This is a genomic window from Mangrovivirga halotolerans (assembly GCF_026241165.1).
Classification (GTDB): Bacteria; Bacteroidota; Bacteroidia; order Cytophagales; family Cyclobacteriaceae; genus Mangrovivirga; species Mangrovivirga halotolerans.
The window spans coordinates 566,147-587,624 of sequence record NZ_JAPFQN010000006.1; the positions used below are offsets into that span (position 1 = coordinate 566,147).

14 protein-coding genes are annotated in these 21,478 nt (G+C 36.9%); 5 read left to right on the forward strand and 9 right to left on the reverse strand.

Features of this window, described 5'->3' with window-relative positions; all coding sequences use genetic code 11:
• Positions 1 to 83 precede the first annotated feature (83 nt).
• The gene (locus OO013_RS13370; RefSeq protein ID WP_266057383.1) at positions 84 to 1,079 is read left to right on the forward strand and encodes an AAA family ATPase; all 996 of its coding nucleotides are present in this window, start codon (positions 84 to 86) and stop codon (positions 1,077 to 1,079) included.
• A gap of 49 nt (positions 1,080 to 1,128) precedes the next feature.
• Here the strand turns inward: OO013_RS13370 and OO013_RS13375 are convergent, their stop codons facing one another.
• From OO013_RS13375 to uvrA, 7 genes are all read right to left on the reverse strand, one after another.
• A complete protein-coding gene (locus tag OO013_RS13375; protein WP_266057384.1) occupies positions 1,129 to 1,518 on the reverse strand; it encodes a septal ring lytic transglycosylase RlpA family protein in 390 nt (129 codons plus the stop codon).
• Entirely contained in the window at positions 1,505 to 3,649 is a 2,145-nt protein-coding gene (locus tag OO013_RS13380; protein WP_266057385.1) for a protein-disulfide reductase DsbD family protein, read from the reverse strand. The genes OO013_RS13375 and OO013_RS13380 overlap by 14 nt, the downstream gene beginning before the upstream one ends.
• A gap of 81 nt (positions 3,650 to 3,730) precedes the next feature.
• Entirely contained in the window at positions 3,731 to 5,113 is a 1,383-nt protein-coding gene (locus tag OO013_RS13385; RefSeq protein ID WP_266057386.1) for a dipeptidase, read from the reverse strand.
• Positions 5,114 to 5,146: 33 nt separating this feature from the next.
• A complete protein-coding gene (locus OO013_RS13390; protein ID WP_266057387.1) occupies positions 5,147 to 9,949 on the reverse strand; it encodes a hypothetical protein in 4,803 nt (1,600 codons plus the stop codon).
• A gap of 73 nt (positions 9,950 to 10,022) precedes the next feature.
• Complete coding sequence (gene prmA / locus OO013_RS13395) at positions 10,023 to 10,859, reverse strand: 50S ribosomal protein L11 methyltransferase (protein ID WP_266057388.1); 837 nt, start codon at positions 10,857 to 10,859, stop codon at positions 10,023 to 10,025.
• The gene (tpiA, locus tag OO013_RS13400) at positions 10,860 to 11,621 is read right to left on the reverse strand and encodes a triose-phosphate isomerase (protein ID WP_266057389.1); all 762 of its coding nucleotides are present in this window, start codon (positions 11,619 to 11,621) and stop codon (positions 10,860 to 10,862) included. It abuts the gene before it with no gap.
• Positions 11,622 to 11,681: 60 nt separating this feature from the next.
• Entirely contained in the window at positions 11,682 to 14,522 is a 2,841-nt protein-coding gene (gene uvrA, locus OO013_RS13405; protein ID WP_266057390.1) for an excinuclease ABC subunit UvrA, read from the reverse strand.
• 240 nt (positions 14,523 to 14,762) lie between these two features.
• Here uvrA and OO013_RS13410 point away from each other — a divergent pair, with 240 nt between their 5' ends.
• The 4 genes from OO013_RS13410 (at position 14,763) to OO013_RS13425 (ending at position 18,690) form a co-directional block, all read left to right on the forward strand.
• Positions 14,763 to 15,362 carry an RNA polymerase sigma factor gene (locus OO013_RS13410; RefSeq protein ID WP_266057391.1) on the forward strand — a complete coding sequence of 200 codons (600 nt, stop codon included), beginning with the start codon at positions 14,763 to 14,765 and terminating at the stop codon, positions 15,360 to 15,362.
• The gene (locus OO013_RS13415) at positions 15,337 to 15,573 is read left to right on the forward strand and encodes a hypothetical protein (protein ID WP_266057394.1); all 237 of its coding nucleotides are present in this window, start codon (positions 15,337 to 15,339) and stop codon (positions 15,571 to 15,573) included. Before OO013_RS13410 ends, OO013_RS13415 begins: the two co-directional genes overlap by 26 nt.
• A 64-nt stretch (positions 15,574 to 15,637) precedes the next feature.
• Positions 15,638 to 17,488, forward strand: coding sequence for an asparagine synthase (glutamine-hydrolyzing) (gene asnB, locus OO013_RS13420; RefSeq protein ID WP_266057395.1), 1,851 nt, complete (start codon positions 15,638 to 15,640; stop codon positions 17,486 to 17,488).
• Positions 17,485 to 18,690, forward strand: a complete 1,206-nt coding sequence (locus OO013_RS13425; RefSeq protein ID WP_266057396.1) for a glycosyltransferase family 4 protein — start codon at positions 17,485 to 17,487, stop codon at positions 18,688 to 18,690. Before asnB ends, OO013_RS13425 begins: the two co-directional genes overlap by 4 nt.
• Here the strand turns inward: OO013_RS13425 and gldB are convergent, their stop codons facing one another.
• Both gldB and OO013_RS13435 read right to left on the reverse strand, forming a co-directional pair.
• Entirely contained in the window at positions 18,691 to 19,692 is a 1,002-nt protein-coding gene (gldB, locus tag OO013_RS13430; RefSeq protein ID WP_266057397.1) for a gliding motility lipoprotein GldB, read from the reverse strand.
• Positions 19,693 to 19,731: 39 nt separating this feature from the next.
• Complete coding sequence (locus OO013_RS13435; protein ID WP_266057399.1) at positions 19,732 to 21,288, reverse strand: Rne/Rng family ribonuclease; 1,557 nt, start codon at positions 21,286 to 21,288, stop codon at positions 19,732 to 19,734.
• Between the last annotated feature and the right edge of the window lie 190 nt (positions 21,289 to 21,478).

Below are 21,478 nucleotides of genomic sequence, written 5' to 3' on the forward strand. Positions count from 1 at the left end.
AAGGGTATAATAAAGAATTATAAAGAGTATAATTCTCAATCTTTTATATCTTTGTTACTTTCTAAATTGGATGATCAGAAATTATGGAAGAAAATCAAAATGCCATAAATCAAGATAGGATTCACGAGCACCAGGAAAAGATCCAAAGAGTGTTTTCTGAGGTTAATAAAGTTGTTGTAGGCCAGCAGAAGATGGTCAACAGATTATTGATCGGCTTATTTACAAACGGACACATCCTTTTGGAAGGTGTACCTGGTCTTGCAAAAACTTTAACCATTAGCACGTTGGCTAATGTTTTACATTTAGATTTTAAACGGATTCAGTTTACTCCGGATCTTCTTCCTGCAGACCTCATTGGAACAATGATCTATAATCAGCAGAAAGCAGAGTTTGAAACTAAAAAGGGGCCAATCTTTGCTAATATTATTTTAGCTGATGAGATTAACCGTTCTCCTGCTAAAGTTCAGTCTGCTTTGTTGGAGTCCATGCAGGAAAAACAAGTTACAATTGGAGAAAACACCTATAAGCTTGACAGACCGTTTCTGGTTATGGCAACTCAAAACCCGGTTGACCAGGAAGGTACGTACCCACTACCGGAAGCACAGGTTGACAGATTTATGCTTAAGGTATATGTGGATTATCCAAGCAAGGAAGATGAGTTGGAGATTATGAAAAGAATGTCAAACCTTCAGTTCAATCAAACAGTTGAAACGGTACTAACCAAAGAAGAGATTTTTCAGATAAGAGATGAAGTTAATTCAGTCTCAATTTCTGAGGAACTTGAAAAATATATAATTGAATTGGTATTTGCCACCAGAAGACCTGCTGAATATAATATGCCCGACGTGGCGAATTATGTACAATTCGGGGTTTCTCCCAGGGCAAGTATAAACCTGAACTTAGCAGCAAAAGCAGTTGCTTTCTTTAATCAGAGAGACTATGTTCTTCCAGAAGATATTAAAGAAGTAGCACACGATGTACTTAGTCACCGAATCCTGTTGAATTATGAAGCGGAAGCTGATAATGTTTCAACTCAGGATATTATAGATATCGTATTAGAAAAAGTTCCGATTAATTAAAGAGGAACTGAAGTAAAATACAAAAGGCTATCATTGTGATAGCCTTTTTTTATGGAAAGCTTATAACTTCAACCTTAACTTTTAAAAGGCCTGCTCTGATCAAACCGATCTTCTCTGCAGCAACCCTTGAAACATCAATTATTCGACCTTTGACCCAAGGCCCCCGATCGTTGACAGTAACCGTCGTGCTTGCTCCCGTTTTAAGATTGGTTACCTTCAAAACTGTTCCGAAAGGATGTTTAGGGTGAGCAGCAGTTAACTTTTTAGGATCGTATTTTTCTCCCGAAGCGGTTGATCTCCCTGTAAATTTATCGTGATAATAGGAAGCAATGCCTTCTTCAGTGTGTTTAGAAAAACTGGTATCCTGCGCGATTGCATTACTGGATACTAACATCACAAGACCTGATATGATCAGGAATAAAAATTTAGTTTTTCTCATAAAAAGCTTCTTTTCCACGGTCTAGAAAATCAATGAAATTATCAACATCTTTATCATATCCCACAGGAGGCACTAATGCATGTTGATCTGTATCTAAAAGAATGTAATTTGGTTGGGCATTGTTATTTGCTCTCTGAATCTGTATGTCTGCATTTTGTTTACCGAGTGTTTTCTTCACCTTATCATCAAATGCAGAAATATACCATTCTTCTTTATCGAGTTCAGTTTTATCATCTACATACAATGCCAAAATAATATAATCTTCTTTTAACCTTTCCTGTACTCTTGGATCTGACCAAACTACAGCTTCCATTTCACGACAATTGGTACAACCATGTCCTGTAAAATCTATAAAAATAGGTTTGTTTTCCCGTCTTGCTGCAGCAAGAGCCTGCCCATAATCGAAATAACCATCCAATCCGTGAGGTAAATGAAGGAATTCAGAATATTTTACATTCGCATCCGGGCCTGTGTCTTCCTCACCTTTAATCATACCTACTAAATTAAAATCATGAGTATGCATTGGAGGTAAATAACCGGCTAATGCTTTTAAAGGTGCGCCAAACATGCCTGGAATCAGATATATAACAAACCAGAAAGTGATAATGGAAAATAAAAATCTTCCCACACCAATTTTATCCATCGGACTGTCATGAGGAAGGCGAATTTTACCAAGCAGATAAAAACCCATTAAAGTAAAAATCACAATCCAAATACCAAGGTAAATCTCTCTATCTAATATTCCCCAATGAAAAGCCTGATCTGCAACACTTAAGAATTTAAATGCCAACGCTAATTCAATAAATCCAAGCACAACTTTTACCGAGTTTAACCATCCTCCTGATTTGGGAAGGGAACTTAACCAGTTTGGGAATATTGCAAAAAGAGTAAATGGTATCGCAAATGCCAATCCAAAAGCAAACATTCCTGCGATTGGTTTAATACCAATTTCTCCGGCTGATTCGACTAATAGCGACCCAACTATTGGGCCGGTACAAGAAAATGAAACTAATGCCAGGGTAAAAGCCATAAAGAATGGACCAAGAAACCCTCCTTTGTCGGCCTTCTTGTCCATAACATTTACCAGATTTGACGGTAATACAATATCGAAAGCTCCAAAGAATGAAATAGCAAAAATTAAAAACACTAAGAAAAAGATGACGTTGGGAAGCCATTCTGTTGCCAGATGATTGGCGGTTTCGGGTCCCATAAACGGAGAAAGAGCAGCGCCTATTACTGTGTAAATCGCAACGATTGAAATGCCATATATCAATGCATCCCTGATTGCTTTTGACTTACTTCCTTTACCAGTGAAGAATGAAACCGTCATTGGAATCATTGGAAATACACAAGGGGTTAGTAAAGCTACCAAACCACTTAAAAAGGCTACTACCATAAATAAGAGTAGGCCCTTATTTTCCTCTTCCGGTTTTACATCTTTAGTAAAGAAGGAAGGAAAATCTTTAACATATAACCCCTTTCTTTCTCCGACTATGAACGACTGGTCAATGCTTATATTTTCCTCATTGACCGGCTGGGTTATATCATATTTTTGTGCCTGCGATTCATCAATTGTATCTTTATTAATAGAAGATGATTTTGAGGTCTCAGCTTCTTTTTGATGATTATTTGAATCTATTTTTGCTTTCTCACTGCTTCCTCCGGAAACATTAACCGACAGGTTAAAGTCCTCTGTTACCAATATGCATTGCCCTGTTTCATCTGAGCAAACCTGACCATCGATGCTCCCTGTTATTGACTCAGTGGTTGATGTGATTTTGACCGCCTGTTCAAAGCTTCCTGTTCCTTTAAAATATTTTACCTCACACCCAAAGATCTCATCCATTTTTGATTTGGGATCAATAGCTTTTAGAGGCCCTACAGGTTCATATGATTCTGAATTATTCAAGCTAACAGTAGCGACTACCGGACCACAATCAGGATCAAAGTCTGAAGAATACAAATACCATCCCGCATCTATATTAGCCGTAAATTTTAATGTGACTGTTTCACCAACTTTTACATTATTGTTATCAATTGAAACATTCCATTTAGCTGGCTGTATAATTTGCGCAGTCGCTGATACTGAAATTAATAGTATCAGAGCAAAAGCAATTGCAATATTTTTCATGTACACTTTTTAAAACCGGGTTTTAATAGTTCAGGGTGCCTTTGGTAAGCACCCTGTTAATTAATTGTAAATATTGTTTAATTATTCTGCTTTAGCAAAATGTCCGTGAAAACGTATGATAGTATCTATCCCTTTGAAAAAGTTTTCTACGCCATAACTTTCATTTGGTGAATGGATAGCGTCTTTATCCAACCCAAAACCCATCAATAAGACATCGGACTTTAACTTTTTTTCAAATAAAGCAACAATTGGAATACTTCCTCCATCTCTTGTTGGCAATGGTTTTTTATCCCATCCATCTTTAAAAGCTTTTTCAGCAGCTCTAAAAGCAGGAGAGTCTGTAGATACGACTGCAGATTCACCTCCATGGTGAGGCGTTACTTTAACCTTTACATAATCAGGCGCGATATTGTTGAAGTGATCAACAAATAATTGTGTTATTTCATCACTTTCCTGATTTGGAACCAGACGCATAGAAATTTTTGCATGGGCTTTAGATGGAAGAACAGTTTTTGCTCCTTCTCCAATGTACCCGCCCCAAATTCCATTAACATCTAATGTAGGTCTGATACCTATTCTTTCAATTGTGGTATACCCTTTTTCACCAAATACAGCATCAATATCAAGCTCCTTTTTATAATCTTCTTCGTTAAATGGAGCTTTGTTTAATGTATCTCTATATTCCTGTGAATATTCTTCTACTTTATCATAGAATCCAGGAATGGTAATATGACCATTTTCATCTTTTAATGATGAGATCATATCACAAAGCACATTGATAGGGTTGGCAACTGCACCTCCATAAGTTCCACTATGCAAGTCTCTGTTTGGACCAGTCACTTCTACCTCAACATAACTCAAACCTCTAAGGCCTGCTGTAATTGATGGTGTATCCATTGATATCATCGATGTATCAGATATCAATACAACATCATTTTTTAGCTTTTCTTTATTTTCATTTACAAAGATTTCAAGATTGTTAGATCCGACTTCTTCTTCTCCTTCAATCATGAATTTCACATTGCATTGCAGGCTGCCCGTTTTTGCCATAGCTTCAAAAGCTTTAACATGCATATAAAACTGACCTTTATCATCGCATGCTCCTCGTGCATAAATCCTGTCATTTTTAATGACCGGTTCAAATGGTGGTGAATCCCATAATTCGTAAGGATCAGCAGGCTGAACATCATAGTGACCATAAACCAGAACCGTAGGGAGATTCTCATCAATGATCTTTTCTCCATAGACAATTGGATAACCAGCCGTTTCGCAGATTTCAGCTTTATCAACACCGGCATCGATCAGCTTTTGCTTAATAAACTTAGCTGCTTCATGAACATCTTTTGAAAACTTTGGGTCTGCACTAACAGACGGAATTCTCAATAAATCAAAAAGTTCATTTAAGAAATCATCCTTATTTTCTTGTGAATAGTTAAGGGCCTGTTGAGAGTTGTGTTCGCTCATTTTAGTGGTAGTTGTTTATTATTATCTATTTATTTAAAATCCTGTGTCTTCATCATCATCTTCGCTATCCGTATTTTGTGCTTCGGAATCAGAACCAAAAGGTACTGCCTGCACAGGAACGTTGGGCTGAGAATTAAAGAATTCTAAAGTATAAGGAGTATTAATTCCCAGGTAGTCTTTCCTAAATCTGTCTATGAAGTCAGTAACTTCACTTAACTCAGCTATAGTTTGAGTATACGCACCCATCTTCTTACTGTTTTTCTCTGAGCGCTCTTTTATTTCTGCGTTTATTTTATCATCTGAAGAAAGCATTAGTAATACCCCTTCTTCATATTGGAAAAAGAACCAGTGACCTGGAGTCAGCTGAGCAAATACATTGAATGATTCATTACCATCAGGGTCTTTTTTGAACTCTACAAAGCCGTTAATAAGTGTATTTACATCCTGTCTTCCAAGGTGAGATACGCCAACAGTTCCGTTGTTATACCATGCCTTATTATCATTATCCCACTTCATATTAAGGTTTGTCAGGAAGATATTGAAGTCGACTTCCCTGTCAAAGCCTGCTAATGGAGTATATTCATTTAATGCACGTTCTTCAAATGCTTTTGCTCCTTTATCCGATACAAATTCAGACAAATAATATATTTGTTCGCTAAGATTTGATAATGCTTCAGGAGTACCAATAGCATCTGCAGTCGTTCTGAAACTGCTGCCTATTGCTTCCAGAATATTATCATCTATCTGAGCATTTAAACCAACCATTGAAGATACCTCCATTTCACCTTTTTCAGGAACTCCTGACCCACGTCCGGCTGATTTCATATTGAAATCCTGATTTCCCGCAAGGTAGTTTAGTTTTCCTTCGAAGGTTACCTGGCCAGATTCGTCATCATAGGTATATTTTTGTCCCTGGTAGCTATTACCCTGAAGCTTTTCAAAATCTACAATTTCGTATGTTTTTGACATTCTGTTATAACTCAGCATACCAGAAGGCTGGAAGAATGGCAGGTCATCCGGGGTTAATTTATCTTTTACGAAGATCGAATAAAGGTAATCAGTTCCTGTTTCGTAGAAAATTCCTGCTTTCAACCTCTTACCTGCTTCGGTTGTAGCTTCATCGAAATCAAAAACAATATCTTTAATTTGAGCATCAGAATTATATACGATCCAATCAGATTCGCCAGTACTCATGTCTAATCGCACTGCACCATTCAGTTCAAGAACCTCCTTATTGGCATACATGGTCACTTTTCCTTTGAAATAGAAACCCGGACTTATTAAAAAGTTTTCTGCCACATCGACATTACCTGATGCTACAGTTCTTAACTTAGTTACGTTTTTCTCTGGTGAATATTCCTGAAGTGAAAACTCTCCAAATTCGATATTAAATGTATCGCTCAGAGCATTGATATATCTGTAAGTCGCCTTTCCTTCAAACTTTCTTCTGCTAATAATATCGATCTCACCATCAATAAGTGTGTGATACTCATTGAGAGTATCTACTACAATAGTAGCATTGTGAAGACGATCTAATGTTGCGTTTTCTCTGATTAATAATTTATTATCATCAGGAGTAACTTTTGCGTCTGCAATTTTTATGTAGGGTATGCCAAAAATGTTTAATGTAAGATCATTTATGTCATATTCAGCCTTTGTTGCATTAAAAGCCAGTGAATCCAACTCTTCTCTTGTAGTATAGAAATAACTGTTTTCTATAGGGACATCAGCTGGTTTAAGCATAGAGACCTGCTGATTACTTAAATCCCATGTTGCTTTTGTGATCGAAGTTTTAAACTGAGCAAAAGGGAAATCAAGAGCTGCAACCCCTTCTTCCTCGGGTTGAATGTCAGCGATATTATTAGTCAAATCAAAATCCAGTTTTACATCTTCTCCTCTCAATGCAGGTTTCTCAGGATTGCTCGATTCAATAATAAAACCAGCGTTTCTCGCACCAATATGATATTCTGAAAAACTGATATTTGTACTTTGGGTAACTGACCCTCGTGTTTTTAGCTTACCTCTACCAAATCCTCCGTGTTTACTGTAAACAGCTGTACCTGTAAGAGTTGCAGTATTATCATAAAGGTTAATTGGTTCTGACAGGTTAGTAAAATTCATACTGTCTGTAGGTATGTCCCACCTAAATTTTGAATCTGCTGAAGTGATTGCCGGCACCGAAGGCCCTAAATCGTCTCCTTTTGCAATTTCTACCCTGGATGCAGGGGCTGACACAGAATCCATGTAAAAAGTAAAATCAGAAGCATAAACATCTGCAGCAAGATATTCAATTCTGCCATCGGCTGTTAATCCTTGTGAGTTGAGTGTAATATCAGAATAAATTTTTCCATCGCCTTCGTATAGCTGATAACCATCTTCAGGAGTATTATGAACAAATCCCAGTGAATTGTCAGGCATCAGCTTGAGTGTTTCTTCGAAAGGAGGGAAGATATCAGAATAGAAAGTTCCTTTAAAAGTTAAGGCTTTGGTATCACTACCACTGACACTATCTAAATCAAAGGTAGGAACTGAAAAATACACCGATTTATCATAAGCGCCATCAAGCACATCCGGACTGTCAAAATATACAGTTGCTCCTCTGGAACCTGAAAACTTTGGATAGCTTGGATAATCCCGTAAAGCTGATTTGTTATTCGGTTTATTTATAAATAAAGTTCCTGCTGTTTCCTGAAGCTCGTTTCCAATACTTTTACGTTGACGGGCCCTGTAACCTTTTGGCTGGTCTGAATCGAGATTAAACCTGATCTTATCAATTTGAGGCATATCAATAAGAAAACTGTCATAGTTAAATCTGAATTCCTTACCGATATACTGAATATTCCCTGCATTGACTATACCGTCAAAAAGCAGGTCGCGATTTCTTAGTAATACAATTGTCTGGCTATCTGGCTCAACATAAACCTTCAGTGACTTACTAATTATGAAGCGTTCAACACCTCTTACAATCATTTCATCTTTATTGATCCTGAGCGTCGCATTTGGTTCATCAGGAGAAATTGATTCTAAAGTAAGGTTATCGTAATCTTTTCTACCCCTGTCAGAAAGAACATAATGGTAGCCTTTTCTGCTGATTTCGATGTAGCCGGTATTCGGGTTAAATTCAATAAATCCATTTCTCATTAGAAAATGAGCATACCCACGGACCTTTTCTTCACTTTCTTTCATGAATTCAGCCACTTCATAAGTATAAAAAGAACCTGACCCTCTTTTTCTTGCAAAGTAAACAAAGCGCAAAAGAGGATTGGTATCCATGAGGCCTGTCAAATTCCCGAATCTTTCTGTGCTAAAGAATTCTTCAGATTCAAATTCAACCGGTAATTTATTTTTTGCTGTCAGTCGGCTGACATTTAAACTATCTGACTTTAGATCCCATTCGATTAATTCTGCCTTGAATTCCATGTTAAATAATGAAGATTTAAAAGCAGTACTTTTAAATGCGCCTTCATTACTTAATACCGTGAGATTCATAGAGTCAAGGTCGTACTTTACTTTCAAAGCAGGGTGTGTAATGGAATCCCGGTCGTGATAAATGACTAAACCAGCACGAGGACTGGAAATAATGCTATCACTCAGTTCGAAAATATTTGAATATGCCTTAAAATATTTTTGTCCATTTATTTTTACTTCAATCCGGCCCAGGCCAGGAAATACAGGAGTAGAAAGTATTTGTTTCCCTCGAAGAGAAAACCCTCCTTTATATTCAAGGTTTTTCTCTTTAAATCCCTTTACATAGATGTTGTTGGAATATGATTTAAACCTTGGATAAGTTGGTTTTCCATTTTTTGACCTGCGCTGGAGCTTATATTCAAATACCCCTTCAACAGGCTCTTCTAATCGAGACTTATAAGTAAGCTTTACTTTTTGAGATTCAATTTTCGGTTTCGAAATATCAAAATAATAATCTCCAAAAGTCGCATAAATTTCATCAGGATCTAATCCGGCCGGAGACCAATCAAATGAACCTCCGTTGGCAACAAGCATGTTATTGAACATCATAACACTTCCGGAAGTGTTCTTAATGAAAACCGTATCGTAATTAGATGTGAATTTCAGAAAAGTTTTTTCGAATCTTAATACCGGACCAGTTACTTCAGGTACAACTACCTGAATAAGTGTACTTATAGCTGCTGGCGAAACATCATCATTTTGCTTTTCTTTTTCTTCTTCCTCCCAGCCAGTAGCCCATGTGTCTTCGTTATCAGCGGGTTCTTCCTCATCTTCTTCCCAGTTATCCCAATCATCAAACCACCCATCCTCTTTCTGTTCTTCATCATCTGAGGCCACCTCATCTACAGGTTCCTCGAAAGGTTCTGGCGAAGATTCTTCTACTTCCACATATTCTAGTGAAACATTCCCTTCTGAATATACTCCGTAGTTAGGAGAGTAATAAAGGGCTTTATGGTCAGCAAAATCGTGAAGATGATCCAAATATTTATTTAGATCTGACTTGGAGTGATTTTGAAATACTTTTTGAGTTGTATTTATGATTGTAGTCCTATCAATCATTCCGCTCAGCTTATCAGCTTTTGAAAGAATGTGAAAAAACCTGTAAACCTCTGAATAAAAGCTGTATCCCGTATCAAGCATATTTTGAGTAAGCTTAATTGCGGTTTTTTTATCAGCGATATCCAGAGAGGACCAATCATTAGAAAAGTTTTGCGCCATTGCAATCATTTCCTCGTTCTGGGAGTTCAGAAAAGCATCCGTAACGACATCCTTATATCTAATAGGATCGTCTGGAAGCTGAACTCCCTGCGCAAGGAGCATGTTGCATGACAACAGTCCAGCAAAAAATATCAAGAATAATTTTCTCATAGCTCGTTGTAATCCGGATATAATTTCTCGTGAAATTAACGAATAAACACGGAAAAGATTTGATGGTGTAGGGTTATTTGCCTTTTTTAACGAGTTGCAAACATTTCCAGTTTTGTTCTGCTGCTTCCTTTTCAAGGTTCAAACCATACATTTTTGCTGCATCCAGAATTTCAGAGGTGTCTCTTTCGTAAAAACCACTAAATAATATGTGGCCTCCTTCTTTAAGACGAGAATTGTAAGATTCAAGTTCTGAAAGGATTATGTTTTTATTAATGTTTGCAAGTAAAATATCAGCAGGTTCTTTTGGCAAGCTTTGAACTGTGCCATGAATCACCGATACTATTTCATTCATATTATTATTCTGAATATTTTCCCGGGAATTTTCAACGGACCACTCATCAATATCACATCCTATTATTTTTTTTGCCCCCCTGAGTCCAGCCATGATTGAAAGTATTCCGGTACCGCAACCTATGTCATAAACCACCTTATCTTTATGGTCTAATTCCATTTGCATCCTGACCATCATTGAAGTAGTTTGATGGTGGCCAGTACCAAAGCTCATCTTTGGAGTTATTAAAATTTCATAGTCATATGGTTTTTCAACCTTGTGAAAATCGGCCCGGACTATAGCTTTATCACCGATCACAATCGGCTGATAGCTTTTTTCCCATTCTTCATTCCAATTCTTTTTTGGAATATTCAGAATTTTGTATTTCAGAGGCTCAATATTACCATACCTGCTGATCTGTACGTCTAGTTTATCTTTATCATATAGATCCGATTGTATATAACATAATAGTCCGTTTTCTGAATCTACAAATGACTCAAAGCCGATTTCTGACAGCTCTGCCATCAGAATTTCGGCCATTTCCTCACTACATGTGAAGCTTATCTCTACATAATCCATTTAATAAGATTTAGCAATATCTACGAAGTCACGAGATTTTAACGAAGCTCCTCCGATCAATCCCCCGTCTACATCCTCACAGGCAAAAAGTTCTTTTGCATTACCAGGTTTGCAACTTCCTCCGTATAATATTGAAATGCTATTTGCTATTTCTTGATTATATTTTTCAGCCAGATGCTTTCTGATAGCTTCGTGCATTTCCTGTGCTTGCTCTGGAGAAGCAGTTAGTCCTGTACCAATAGCCCATATTGGCTCATATGCGATCACAACTTTTTTAATTTCATCAGCAGAAAGGTGAAAAAGGCTATTTGAAATTTGATCGGTTACAAATGATACATAGTTTCCTCCTTCTCTTTGCTCAAGACTCTCCCCACAACAAAATATTGGGGTCATTCCAGCAGAAAGTATTTTGTCAGTCTTTTTTGCCAGAAATTCATCAGTTTCTCCGAAGTATTCTCTTCTTTCGCTATGGCCAATTATTACATAACTTGCACCAACGGCTTTTAGCATTGGAACTGAAATTTCGCCTGTATATGCTCCACTGTCTTCTGTATGGCAGTTTTGAGCTCCAAGAAAAACTTTTTCCTGATCTCCTGTTAGTTTATTAACACTTTCAAGGTGAATAAATGGAGGGCAGATAACCAGAGTAACATCGTTAGGCACTTCATCTCCTGCCATATTTACTATTTCAGAAGTAAGTTTTTTACCTTCCTCAGGTAATAAGTTCATTTTCCAGTTTCCTGCTACAATTTTTTTTCTCATGATCGTGTGTTTTGACGTAGTGTAATGATGTAAATATACTTTTTTTATGTGGTAGTTAAATTAGCTGAACTTCTCTTTTAAATACCTTGCTGTGTGAGATTCTTTTACTGTGATTAGGTCTTCTGGTTTTCCTGCAAAAACTAGATCTCCACCCCTTTCTCCTCCCTCCGGGCCAAGGTCGATTACCCAGTCAGCACTTTTGATTATTTCAACATTGTGTTCGATGATAACCACGCTATTACCTTGCTCAATTAGTGCATTAATTGCTGAAAGAAGTTTCTTTATATCGTGAAAGTGAAGTCCGGTAGTTGGTTCATCAAATACAAAAAGTAATTTTTCACTTCCGGAACCTCCTTTTGATAAAAAGGAAGCAAGTTTTACTCGTTGTGCTTCTCCTCCACTTAAAGAGTTTGATGATTGGCCAAGTTTGATATAACCCAAACCAACTTCATTTAATGGTTCCAGCTTATTAAGAATTGACCGCTGTCCCTCAAAAAATTCCAGGCTTTCTTCTACAGTAAGATCCAGAACATCCGCTATTGATTTATCATTAAACTTGACTTCCAGTACCTCGTCCTTAAATCTTCTTCCTTTACAGCTTTCGCAGGTTAAATGAATGTCTGCCATAAACTGCATTTCAATTTTTACCTCTCCTTCACCCTGGCATGTTTCACATCTTCCACCTTCAACATTAAATGAAAAGTGAGCAGGTTTAAACCCGCGTTGTTTCGATAATTGTTGATCAGCAAAAAGTTGCCTAATAGCATCGTATGCTTTCACATAAGTAACAGGGTTTGAACGGCTTGATTTTCCTATTGGATTCTGATCGACAAATTCAATCTGTTTGACCTGAGAAAGATCTCCTTCAAGTCTGTCGAATTTTCCGGTTGACTCTGAAATATGCTGCTCAAGATGTTTGCTTAAGGCAGGATAAAGGATCTTTTTAACCAGGGTAGATTTCCCTGAACCACTGACACCTGTTATTACAGTGAGGATTCCCAAAGGAATTTCGACATCTATATTTTTAAGATTATTTTCTCGGGCTCCAATTATAGAAAGTTTATTTCGCCATTTTCTTTTAACTCGGGGTATGGCAATTTCCTCTTTACCTAATAAATATTGAGCAGTGTAAGATTCACTACCTTCAAGATCATCAGCGGTACCCTGGAAAACCAGGTTGCCACCATGAACACCAGCGTCCGGACCAATATCAATTATTTGATCCGCTGCTTTTATGACTTCTTCTTCGTGTTCTACTACAATAACGGTATTTCCCAGATCTCTTAATGTTTTCAAAACACCAACCAGCCTTTCAGTATCCCTCGGATGTAGTCCAATACTCGGTTCGTCCAGAATATACATTGATCCTACAAGGGCACTTCCCAGGGAAGTAGCTAATTTGATCCGTTGGTATTCTCCACCGGATAACGTAGCAGTAAGTCTGTTAAGGGTCAAGTATCCCAGGCCTACCTCATTAAGATACAGAAGCCTGTTTGTTACTTCTTTAAGAAGCCTGTTTGCTATTTGCTGATCGTGATCATTGAGCTCCAGGTTATTAAAGAATTCATATGAAGTTTCCACTGGCATAAGGACAACATCTGTAATCGAAGTATCATTTATTTTTACATATGATGCATCCTTTCTAAGTCTGGTACCACGGCAATCCGGGCATACAGTTCTTCCCCGGTACCTTGATAACATTACGCGATACTGTATTTTGTGAGATTTGCTTTCCAGAAACTTAAAAAAAGCATTAAGCCCGTCAAAATACTTATTACCTTCCCAGAGTAGTTGATATTCATTATTGGTGAGATCTTTTATAGACCGGTGAACAGGAAAGTCGAATTTATCGGCATTTTCAATTAATGGTTTTAACCATTTTTTCATGGTTTCCGAACGCCAGGGAACAATGGCACCTTCAAAGACCGACATATTTTTATTTGGAATGACCAGATCAGGATCAATGCCAAGAATTTTACCGAACCCTTCACATGTTTTGCAAGCTCCATAGGGGTTATTAAAGCTGAAAAGGTTAACAGAAGGCTCTTCAAATTCAATTCCATCAGCTTCAAATCTGTCACTGAACGATTTCCTTCCTTCTCCTGGAAAATCAATTATACAATCACCGTGTCCTTCGAAGAAGGCTGTTTCTATAGAATCGGCCAGTCTGAAACGGTTATCTTCATCTCTTCCATCAGATGCTTCCGGGTCTTTTTCAATTGTTGCCCTGTCTATAAGAATAAAGACTTCGCTATCTGGATCAAGATTATCTGCCTCATCTACAATATCTTCGATCATTTTAGTGTTATTATTTAAAATAACACGGTTATATCCCTTTTGAAGGAGGATCTCGAACTCTTGTTTTAAAGTTCTGTCCTGGTGTGGGATCAATGGACATAAGATCATTAGTCGGGTTCCGTCTTCATGATCATAGAGGAAGTCCAGCACATCCTCAACTGTGGACTTTTGTACAATTTTTCCGCTAACTGGGGAATAAGTCTTCCCTATCCTCGCAAATAACAGTTTCAGGTAATCATAAATTTCTGTAGTAGTCCCGACCGTTGATCTGGGGTTTCTTGTATTAACTTTTTGTTCTATTGCAATAGCAGGAGAAACCCCTCTGATATAATCGACTTCAGGTTTTTCCATCCGCCCCAGAAATTGTCTGGCATAAGAACTAAGGCTTTCAACATACATGCGTTGACCTTCAGCAAATAAAGTGTCAAATGCCAGGGATGATTTTCCAGAACCTGATAACCCGGTGATGACCACTAGTTTATTCCTTGGGATAGCCACACTCAGATTATGGAGATTATTGACTTTGGCGTTTTTTATAACAATAAACCGTTTAGGGTCTATCGAATCTATATTTTTTATGTCTGTCGCTATTGTCTTACTCATATATGCAAAGATAAGCAGATGTTATTGATCAGAACTTGTTAATCGGCTACAAGTTTAATTTTATGGCAATATTTTAAGAAACTGGTGTAATTTTTTAACAAATGTTTTTATTCGTTAATCTTGGCAAACTATTTGTGTTTTGTTATATTAACGATTGCATTCGAGTTAAAATTTTTTGTTCAACCCTAAACGACACAATATGATATAGATCTCTACGTTAACAAAAACAGAGACAACCGAATGAACAAAATTAAATTAGACGACAGCCAGCTAGTGTCGCAGTACATCAAAGGAAGTGAACTTGCGTTTGAAAAGTTAGTTAACCGACACAAGAATAAGATTTTTACAAAAATATACCTGATAGTTAAAGACAGGTATGTGGCTGAAGATTTGTTGCAGGAAACCTTTATTAAGGCGGTCAACACAATTAAGGCGGGAAAGTATAACGAAGAAGGGAAATTTCTTCCCTGGATTATGAGAATAGCAAATAATATGGCTATTGATCATTTCAGAAAAGAAAAACGATATCCTACCATTGTTATGGAGGATGGAAGCCCTCTTTTAAATAATATAAAGTTTGCTGAAGAGCCTTTTGAAACAGACCAGGAAAGGAAAGAAACTCATAAGCTGATCAGAAAGCTAGTCAAAGAATTACCAGAGTCTCAGAAACAGGTTTTGATCATGAGGCACTACATGAAGATGAGCTTTCAGGAAATCGCAGATGCGACTGGTGTAAGTATTAACACGGCGCTTGGAAGAATGCGATATGCTTTGATTAATATGAAAAAGAAAATGGACAAACTAAATGTAGCCTATGATAAAAACCTTTACCCCGGATGACGTAATTAAATACGTTTATAAAGAATGTGATCAAGAGGAGCAACGTGAAATTGAAGAAGCCTTGCTCTGCGACGAAAAGTTAAAAGAAACTTATCAGTACGTAGTAAACATGAAGGATGATCTCGACAAAATAGATGTTCAGCCTTCGAACAAAGCAATCACCAATATTTTAAATTATTCAAAAAATTATAATTTAAAAAAAGGATCCTGAAAAGGGTCCTTTTTTTATTTCAAGACTTCCCTCTCCTCAAGTTTATGGCCTATATTGCTATTCTATGTGTGGCATAAATTTGATAATCGATAAAAAAGAGTTGTTAACTGACTTGAGTGCTATTAAGACCATGGTGTCAGGAAATGCACACAGGGGCCCAGATCATAGATCTTCTCTCAGGATTAGAAATCTTGAGACACAATATTTTTTTGGCGCTAACCGATTAAAGATCAGAGACAAATCCGAAAAATCCAATCAACCATTTGTAGATCAGGAAGAGCAAAACGTACTATTATTTAATGGTGAGATTTATAATTATGCCGAGTTAAAAAATGAGTTGATTTCCAAAGGATATACATTCATTACTTCTTCTGATACTGAAGTGATATTCTATTTGTTAAAAGAAGAAGGAGAGTTGGGTTTAGGTCGACTTAAAGGAATGTATAGTATAGTTTTTTTCGACAGGAGAAATGATACGATATTATTAGCAAGAGATAAGCACGGCATTAAACCATTATTTTATTCAGTTGACAATAACTTTATTGTTGCATCATCTGAAACCAAGCCGATATTTTCCAGTGGGCTGATAAAAAAGGAACTGGATGTCCAACAAATAGATATATTGTTGAGATATAAACATACGTTTTTTAATGATACAATATATAAAAATGTCTTTTCGGTTTCACCGGGTAAATATTTAAAAATAGAGAATGGATCAATTTCTAAAGAAGAATTTATAATAGAGAGGGCTGAAAAAAATAACTTCGAATTAAGTTCTAATGGAATTGAGCAATTATTAGTCGATAGTCTTTACAGGCAACTAAGCGATAGTGTGCCATATGGACTATTTCTTAGTGGAGGTCTCGATTCTTCATTGTTATTGGCACTCAATAAAAAACATGAAATTAATTATATCCAGACCTTTAGTCTAATCGATAAAAATCTGGCAGGTAAAGGATTAAATGATAGTCGATTATCACGTCTTGCAGCAAAACTTTACGGGTATGAACACCACGAAATCGGGTTTGATTCAGAACCTGATGAAAAGGATATTTATAAATTTACTGGCGACCTGGACCTCCCGGTTCTCGATAGTGGAGCTTACATGAATTATGTGCTATCCAGGGAAGCATCGAAAAGAGTAAAAGTTGTGTTAAGTGGTGCCGGGGCTGATGAGTTCTGGTTTGGTTATCCAAGATACCAGGTATACAGGCAACAGTTAAAAAATCCTTTATCGGTTAAAGCGCTTAAAATTGTTTTGAAGATGGCAAGGGCAACAGGATTTTCCAGAGTAGATGCTGTAACTGACCGGCGCTTTAAAAGGTATGTTGATTCTGTGGATAATACAAGCGAAAAATCCTGGAATAATTTGTTACAGGTTCCTTTATTAAATCAAGCGGACTTTCCTGAAGAGATTATTGATTTTATTGAAAAAAACGAAAGAAGTTTAACGCCTCAGTTATGGGATCAGCAGAATTACCTGGTTAATGATGTACTGTTACAAAGTGACCTGATGACTATGGCCCATGGATTAGAAATGAGGGTTCCTTATCTTGATGATGAGCTTGTTTTAGCTGCTGGAGAATTGCAGAAGTCATTATTTGAAGGAGGGAAGTCAAAATCTGTTCTGAAAGATATATTTTCAAAAATTGATGGGTCCGGTCCTTTTATAAAAAGATCAAAAGAGGGGATGGGCTTACCATTTTACTCATGGATTGATTCAGCTTTTTTCAGCGATAGAATTGAAAAAATATTTAATAACAAGAACAACTCCATTATTTCAGAAACGGACTCTTATAAATTTATTAAAAACCGTAAAGGTTATCGAAAGCAACTGGCAGACCAGGCTAATGCAGCTGCCACCTGGAATTTTGTAGCCCTGGATTTATGGCTGGAGCAAAACGGATTTGAATGAAGGTTTTATATATACATCAATATTATCGAACTCCGGAGGAGGGAGGAGCAACAAGATCATACTATTTATCAAAGGCTATGATAAAATCTGGTCATGATGTGACGTTGATAACCTCTCATAATAAAAGCCATAAAGCAGAAAGGAATATTGATGGTGTAAAAGTGATTTACCTACCAGTAAAGTATAACAATTCTTTTGGGTTTTATCGGAGAATTACTTCCTTTTTGCTTTTTGCCAGATTAGTTGTCAAGGAGATTAGAAATCAAGATCCTGAAACTTTCGATCTTTGCTACGCAACATCTACTCCTCTTACAGTGGGCTGGGCAGCGATACAGATAAAAGACAAATATCAAGTACCATTCATTTTTGAGGTGAGAGATCTATGGCCTGAAGCACCGATTCAGTTAGGCATTATAAGAAATCCTTTTTTAAAGATTGCCTTAAGAACTTTTGAGAAATATATTTATGAGCAGTCTATTCAGATAATTGCTCTTTCTCCTAATATGGTAGAGGAGATCAAAAAGATCGTTCCATGGAAAGATGTAAAAATGATCCCTAATTTTAGCGACCCCGACTTATTCAGGGGAAAGAGAAGATCATTGTTCAATAAAGAAAAAATAGTTATATCTTATTTTGGTGCGGCGGGATACGTTAATGGATTGCAAACTATTCTTAATTGTGCCGTAAAGGTTAAATCTGATAAAAGAATAATTTTTAAGATCATGGTCCGTGGGGCTGTTCTGAATTCATTAAAGAAGAGGGCTCAAAGAGATAAGCTTAACAACATTGAGTTTTTAGAATATGGAGGAAAGGAAAATGTAGTTTCTCTACTGGAAGAAACATCATTTTCTTTTATATCTTTTTTACCTAAAAAGGTTTTGGGTTCTAATAGTCCAAATAAGTTTTTTGATTCTCTAGCTGCCGGGGTACCGGTGATAGTAAACACCAAAGGGTGGACTTCAGAATTGGTCGAAGAATATCGTTGTGGATTCTACCATAAATTTGATGATACAGAAGAATTTCAAAAACAGCTGGATAGATTTTTAAATGACCCGTCACTTTATGCCTATGCTTCTGAAAATGCTTTATTCCTGGCTAATAATTACTTCAAACGGGAAAAGGTAATCAGGAAACTTCTGATCGATCTCGAGCAATTTAAAGAGGCAAAACCTGAGTTAAAGCTTATTCGAAACAGGGCATGATCAAGGTTTGTATGAAGCTTTTTGGAAGATAAGTTCAGCTTCCCTTGTATTCATTAATTCCTGCAGGGGTTTATCCGTTTTATCCTGGTATCGCTGTACGATTTGCCACCCCAGCCATGTTCCTATCCTACCGGGGCATTGGTCTCCTATTTCAGGAGTTTTTGGCCTTTCCTGCACGTACTTCCTTTTTGACATTGGGCTGGTTTCGTAGAAGAGCTCATTACTTATAAAGTAAGAATAAATTACACTTGCATTATTATATGCAGCTTCCATTTCATCCTCACTATACCAAATGATTTTTCTATCCTCAAGGCAAGGCATTACAGCATTTACAAAAGCGTAAGATTTGCCATAATAGATCATATCAGCAAGTAATGTCTTATCGTTGAGGTCGACTTTATTATATTTATTAGAGATCAGAAGAGCAATTTTTGGAACAATATACTCAGGTGTATAATGATCAAGGATGTATTGAGGCTGTTGAGGTCTGTACTTTCCTTTTTCACCAAGGAAATAGTCAAGTCCAATCACTATTACACTATCAGTAACATAAAGATCTCTTATTATACCAGTAGTAACAGTTTGAACTTTAGGGACAGTGTAATCCGGATAATAGTGTTTTATATGCTTGAAAAGTAGTTCGAGCTCATTTTCAAGTTCTTCTATTTTATTATCATCAAAAACTTTGCGCGTTTCGGCTTGCAGTGAATCAAACCCAGGATTAGTGACCAGGTTATGAAATCTTCCCACAACAGTATTTGGGTTTTGATATTGCTGAGGTTCAAGAAAGCCGGCAAGAAAGCCCTGGTTTTTATTTAGAAAATTAGCCGTTTCCCTGAGTGAGTTTAGAGAATCTAGTTTAAGATCCAGCCTTTCTATATCAACAGTTACATTGATATCCGAAATCTCGGAAGGAATGTTACAATTTTCTTTGCCTCCACAGGAAGAAAGCAAAAGAGATGTTACTAAAGTCAGAACAACTAAAAATTTACTGTGTGCCATATCACAAAAATAAAAAACCCCCTTAAAAGAGGGGGCTTTTTAACCTATTAATTCTATTTCTTCACCGGCTTTATTATGAAAACCGAAGTCTGTTATTGCCTTTGATGAGTCTAATTCTATGTTGACCCATTTGTTGTATTTGAAAAACCATTTAACACGTTTGGAAATGATACCTTTAGTAAAGTATGCGTGTAAGAATGGATGTAAACTGATTTTCACACCATTCTGGTTTTGATTTTTCATTACGTGGTCAAGATTTCGTTCAATCTTGTCTGCTATCAGAATGGTTGATTCAACCTTACCGGTGCCACCACAAGACGGGCAAACTTCTTTGGTGACAATATTAAGCTCAGGTCTTACTCTTTGACGGGTAATTTCCATTAACCCGAATTTGCTCAACGGAAGAACAGTGTTTTTGGCTCTGTCTCCCTTCATTTCTTCTTTCATTGCCTTGAAAAGCTTGCGCTTATTGTCGGGGTTCCGCATATCGATAAAATCGATTACAATAATTCCTCCCATATCACGCAGCCTGAGCTGTCTGGCAATTTCTTTAGCGGCCATCAGGTTTACATTTAAAGCTGTAGTTTCCTGATCAGATTCCGCATTTGATTTATTACCACTATTCACATCGATCACATGGAGAGCTTCCGTGTGTTCAATGATCAGATATCCTCCTCCTTTTAAACTAACTGACTGTCCAAATAAGGACTTCAGTTGTTTTTCAATTCCATACTGTTCAAAGATCTTCTTCTTTTCAGAGACTTTTTTAACGATCTTTTCCTTATCAGGAGCGATCGTTTTTATATAGTTTTTAATTTCGCTGTGTATTTCTGGATCATCGACGGTAATAGAGTCGAATGATTCATTCAGCATGTCTCTTAGTATTGAGGAGGCTCGTCCCATTTCGCCGATAACCTTATCTCTGGGTTTGGCTTTCTTGAGATTTCGCACACCATCCTCCCATTTATTCAGGAGGTTTCTAAGGTCATTATCTAATTCTGCTACATCTTTTCCTTCGGCAACAGTCCTTATTATAACGCCAAAATTATCTGGCTTAATAGAATTGATCAAACGAAGAAGCCTTTTGCGCTCATCGCTTTTTACAATTTTTTTGGAAATATTTACCGTATTAGAAAATGGCACCAATACGAGATAACGACCAGCAATTGATAACTCACAGGATAGTCGTGGCCCTTTAGTGGAGATCGGTTCTTTAACTACCTGAACCAGAATTTGCTGGTTTTTGGAGAGAACTTCATTGATCTTGCCAAACTTATTGATCTCAGGTTCCATTTTGAACCCGGTCAGCTTTGCAGAAGTATTCTTTCTGCTTTGGGCCTGTTTTGTAAATTTATTTAAACTGGTTACTCTCGGACCAAGATCCAAGTAGTGTAAAAACGCATCTTTTTCGTATCCAATATCGATAAAAGCTGCATTTAAACCCTGAACCACCTTTTTTACTGAGCCCAGATATATATCACCAACAGTAAATTTATTACCGTCCTCTTCGTGATGGAATTCAACTAATTCCTTGTCCTTTAAAAGGGCTATACGACATCCATTTTGAGTACCATTAATTAATAGTTCGTTACTCAAAATAAACTTGTTTTAGGTAAAACGAATTGTTTTATCGTCCGGCCTAAATAAAAATAGAAGAAGTAATCGGGAAATTACTTCTTCTTATGTCTGTTCTTTCTTAGTCTTTTTTTACGCTTATGAGTAGCGATCTTATGTCTTTTTCTTTTTTTACCGCAAGGCATAATTTTAATTTTTTGTCCCGAAAAAA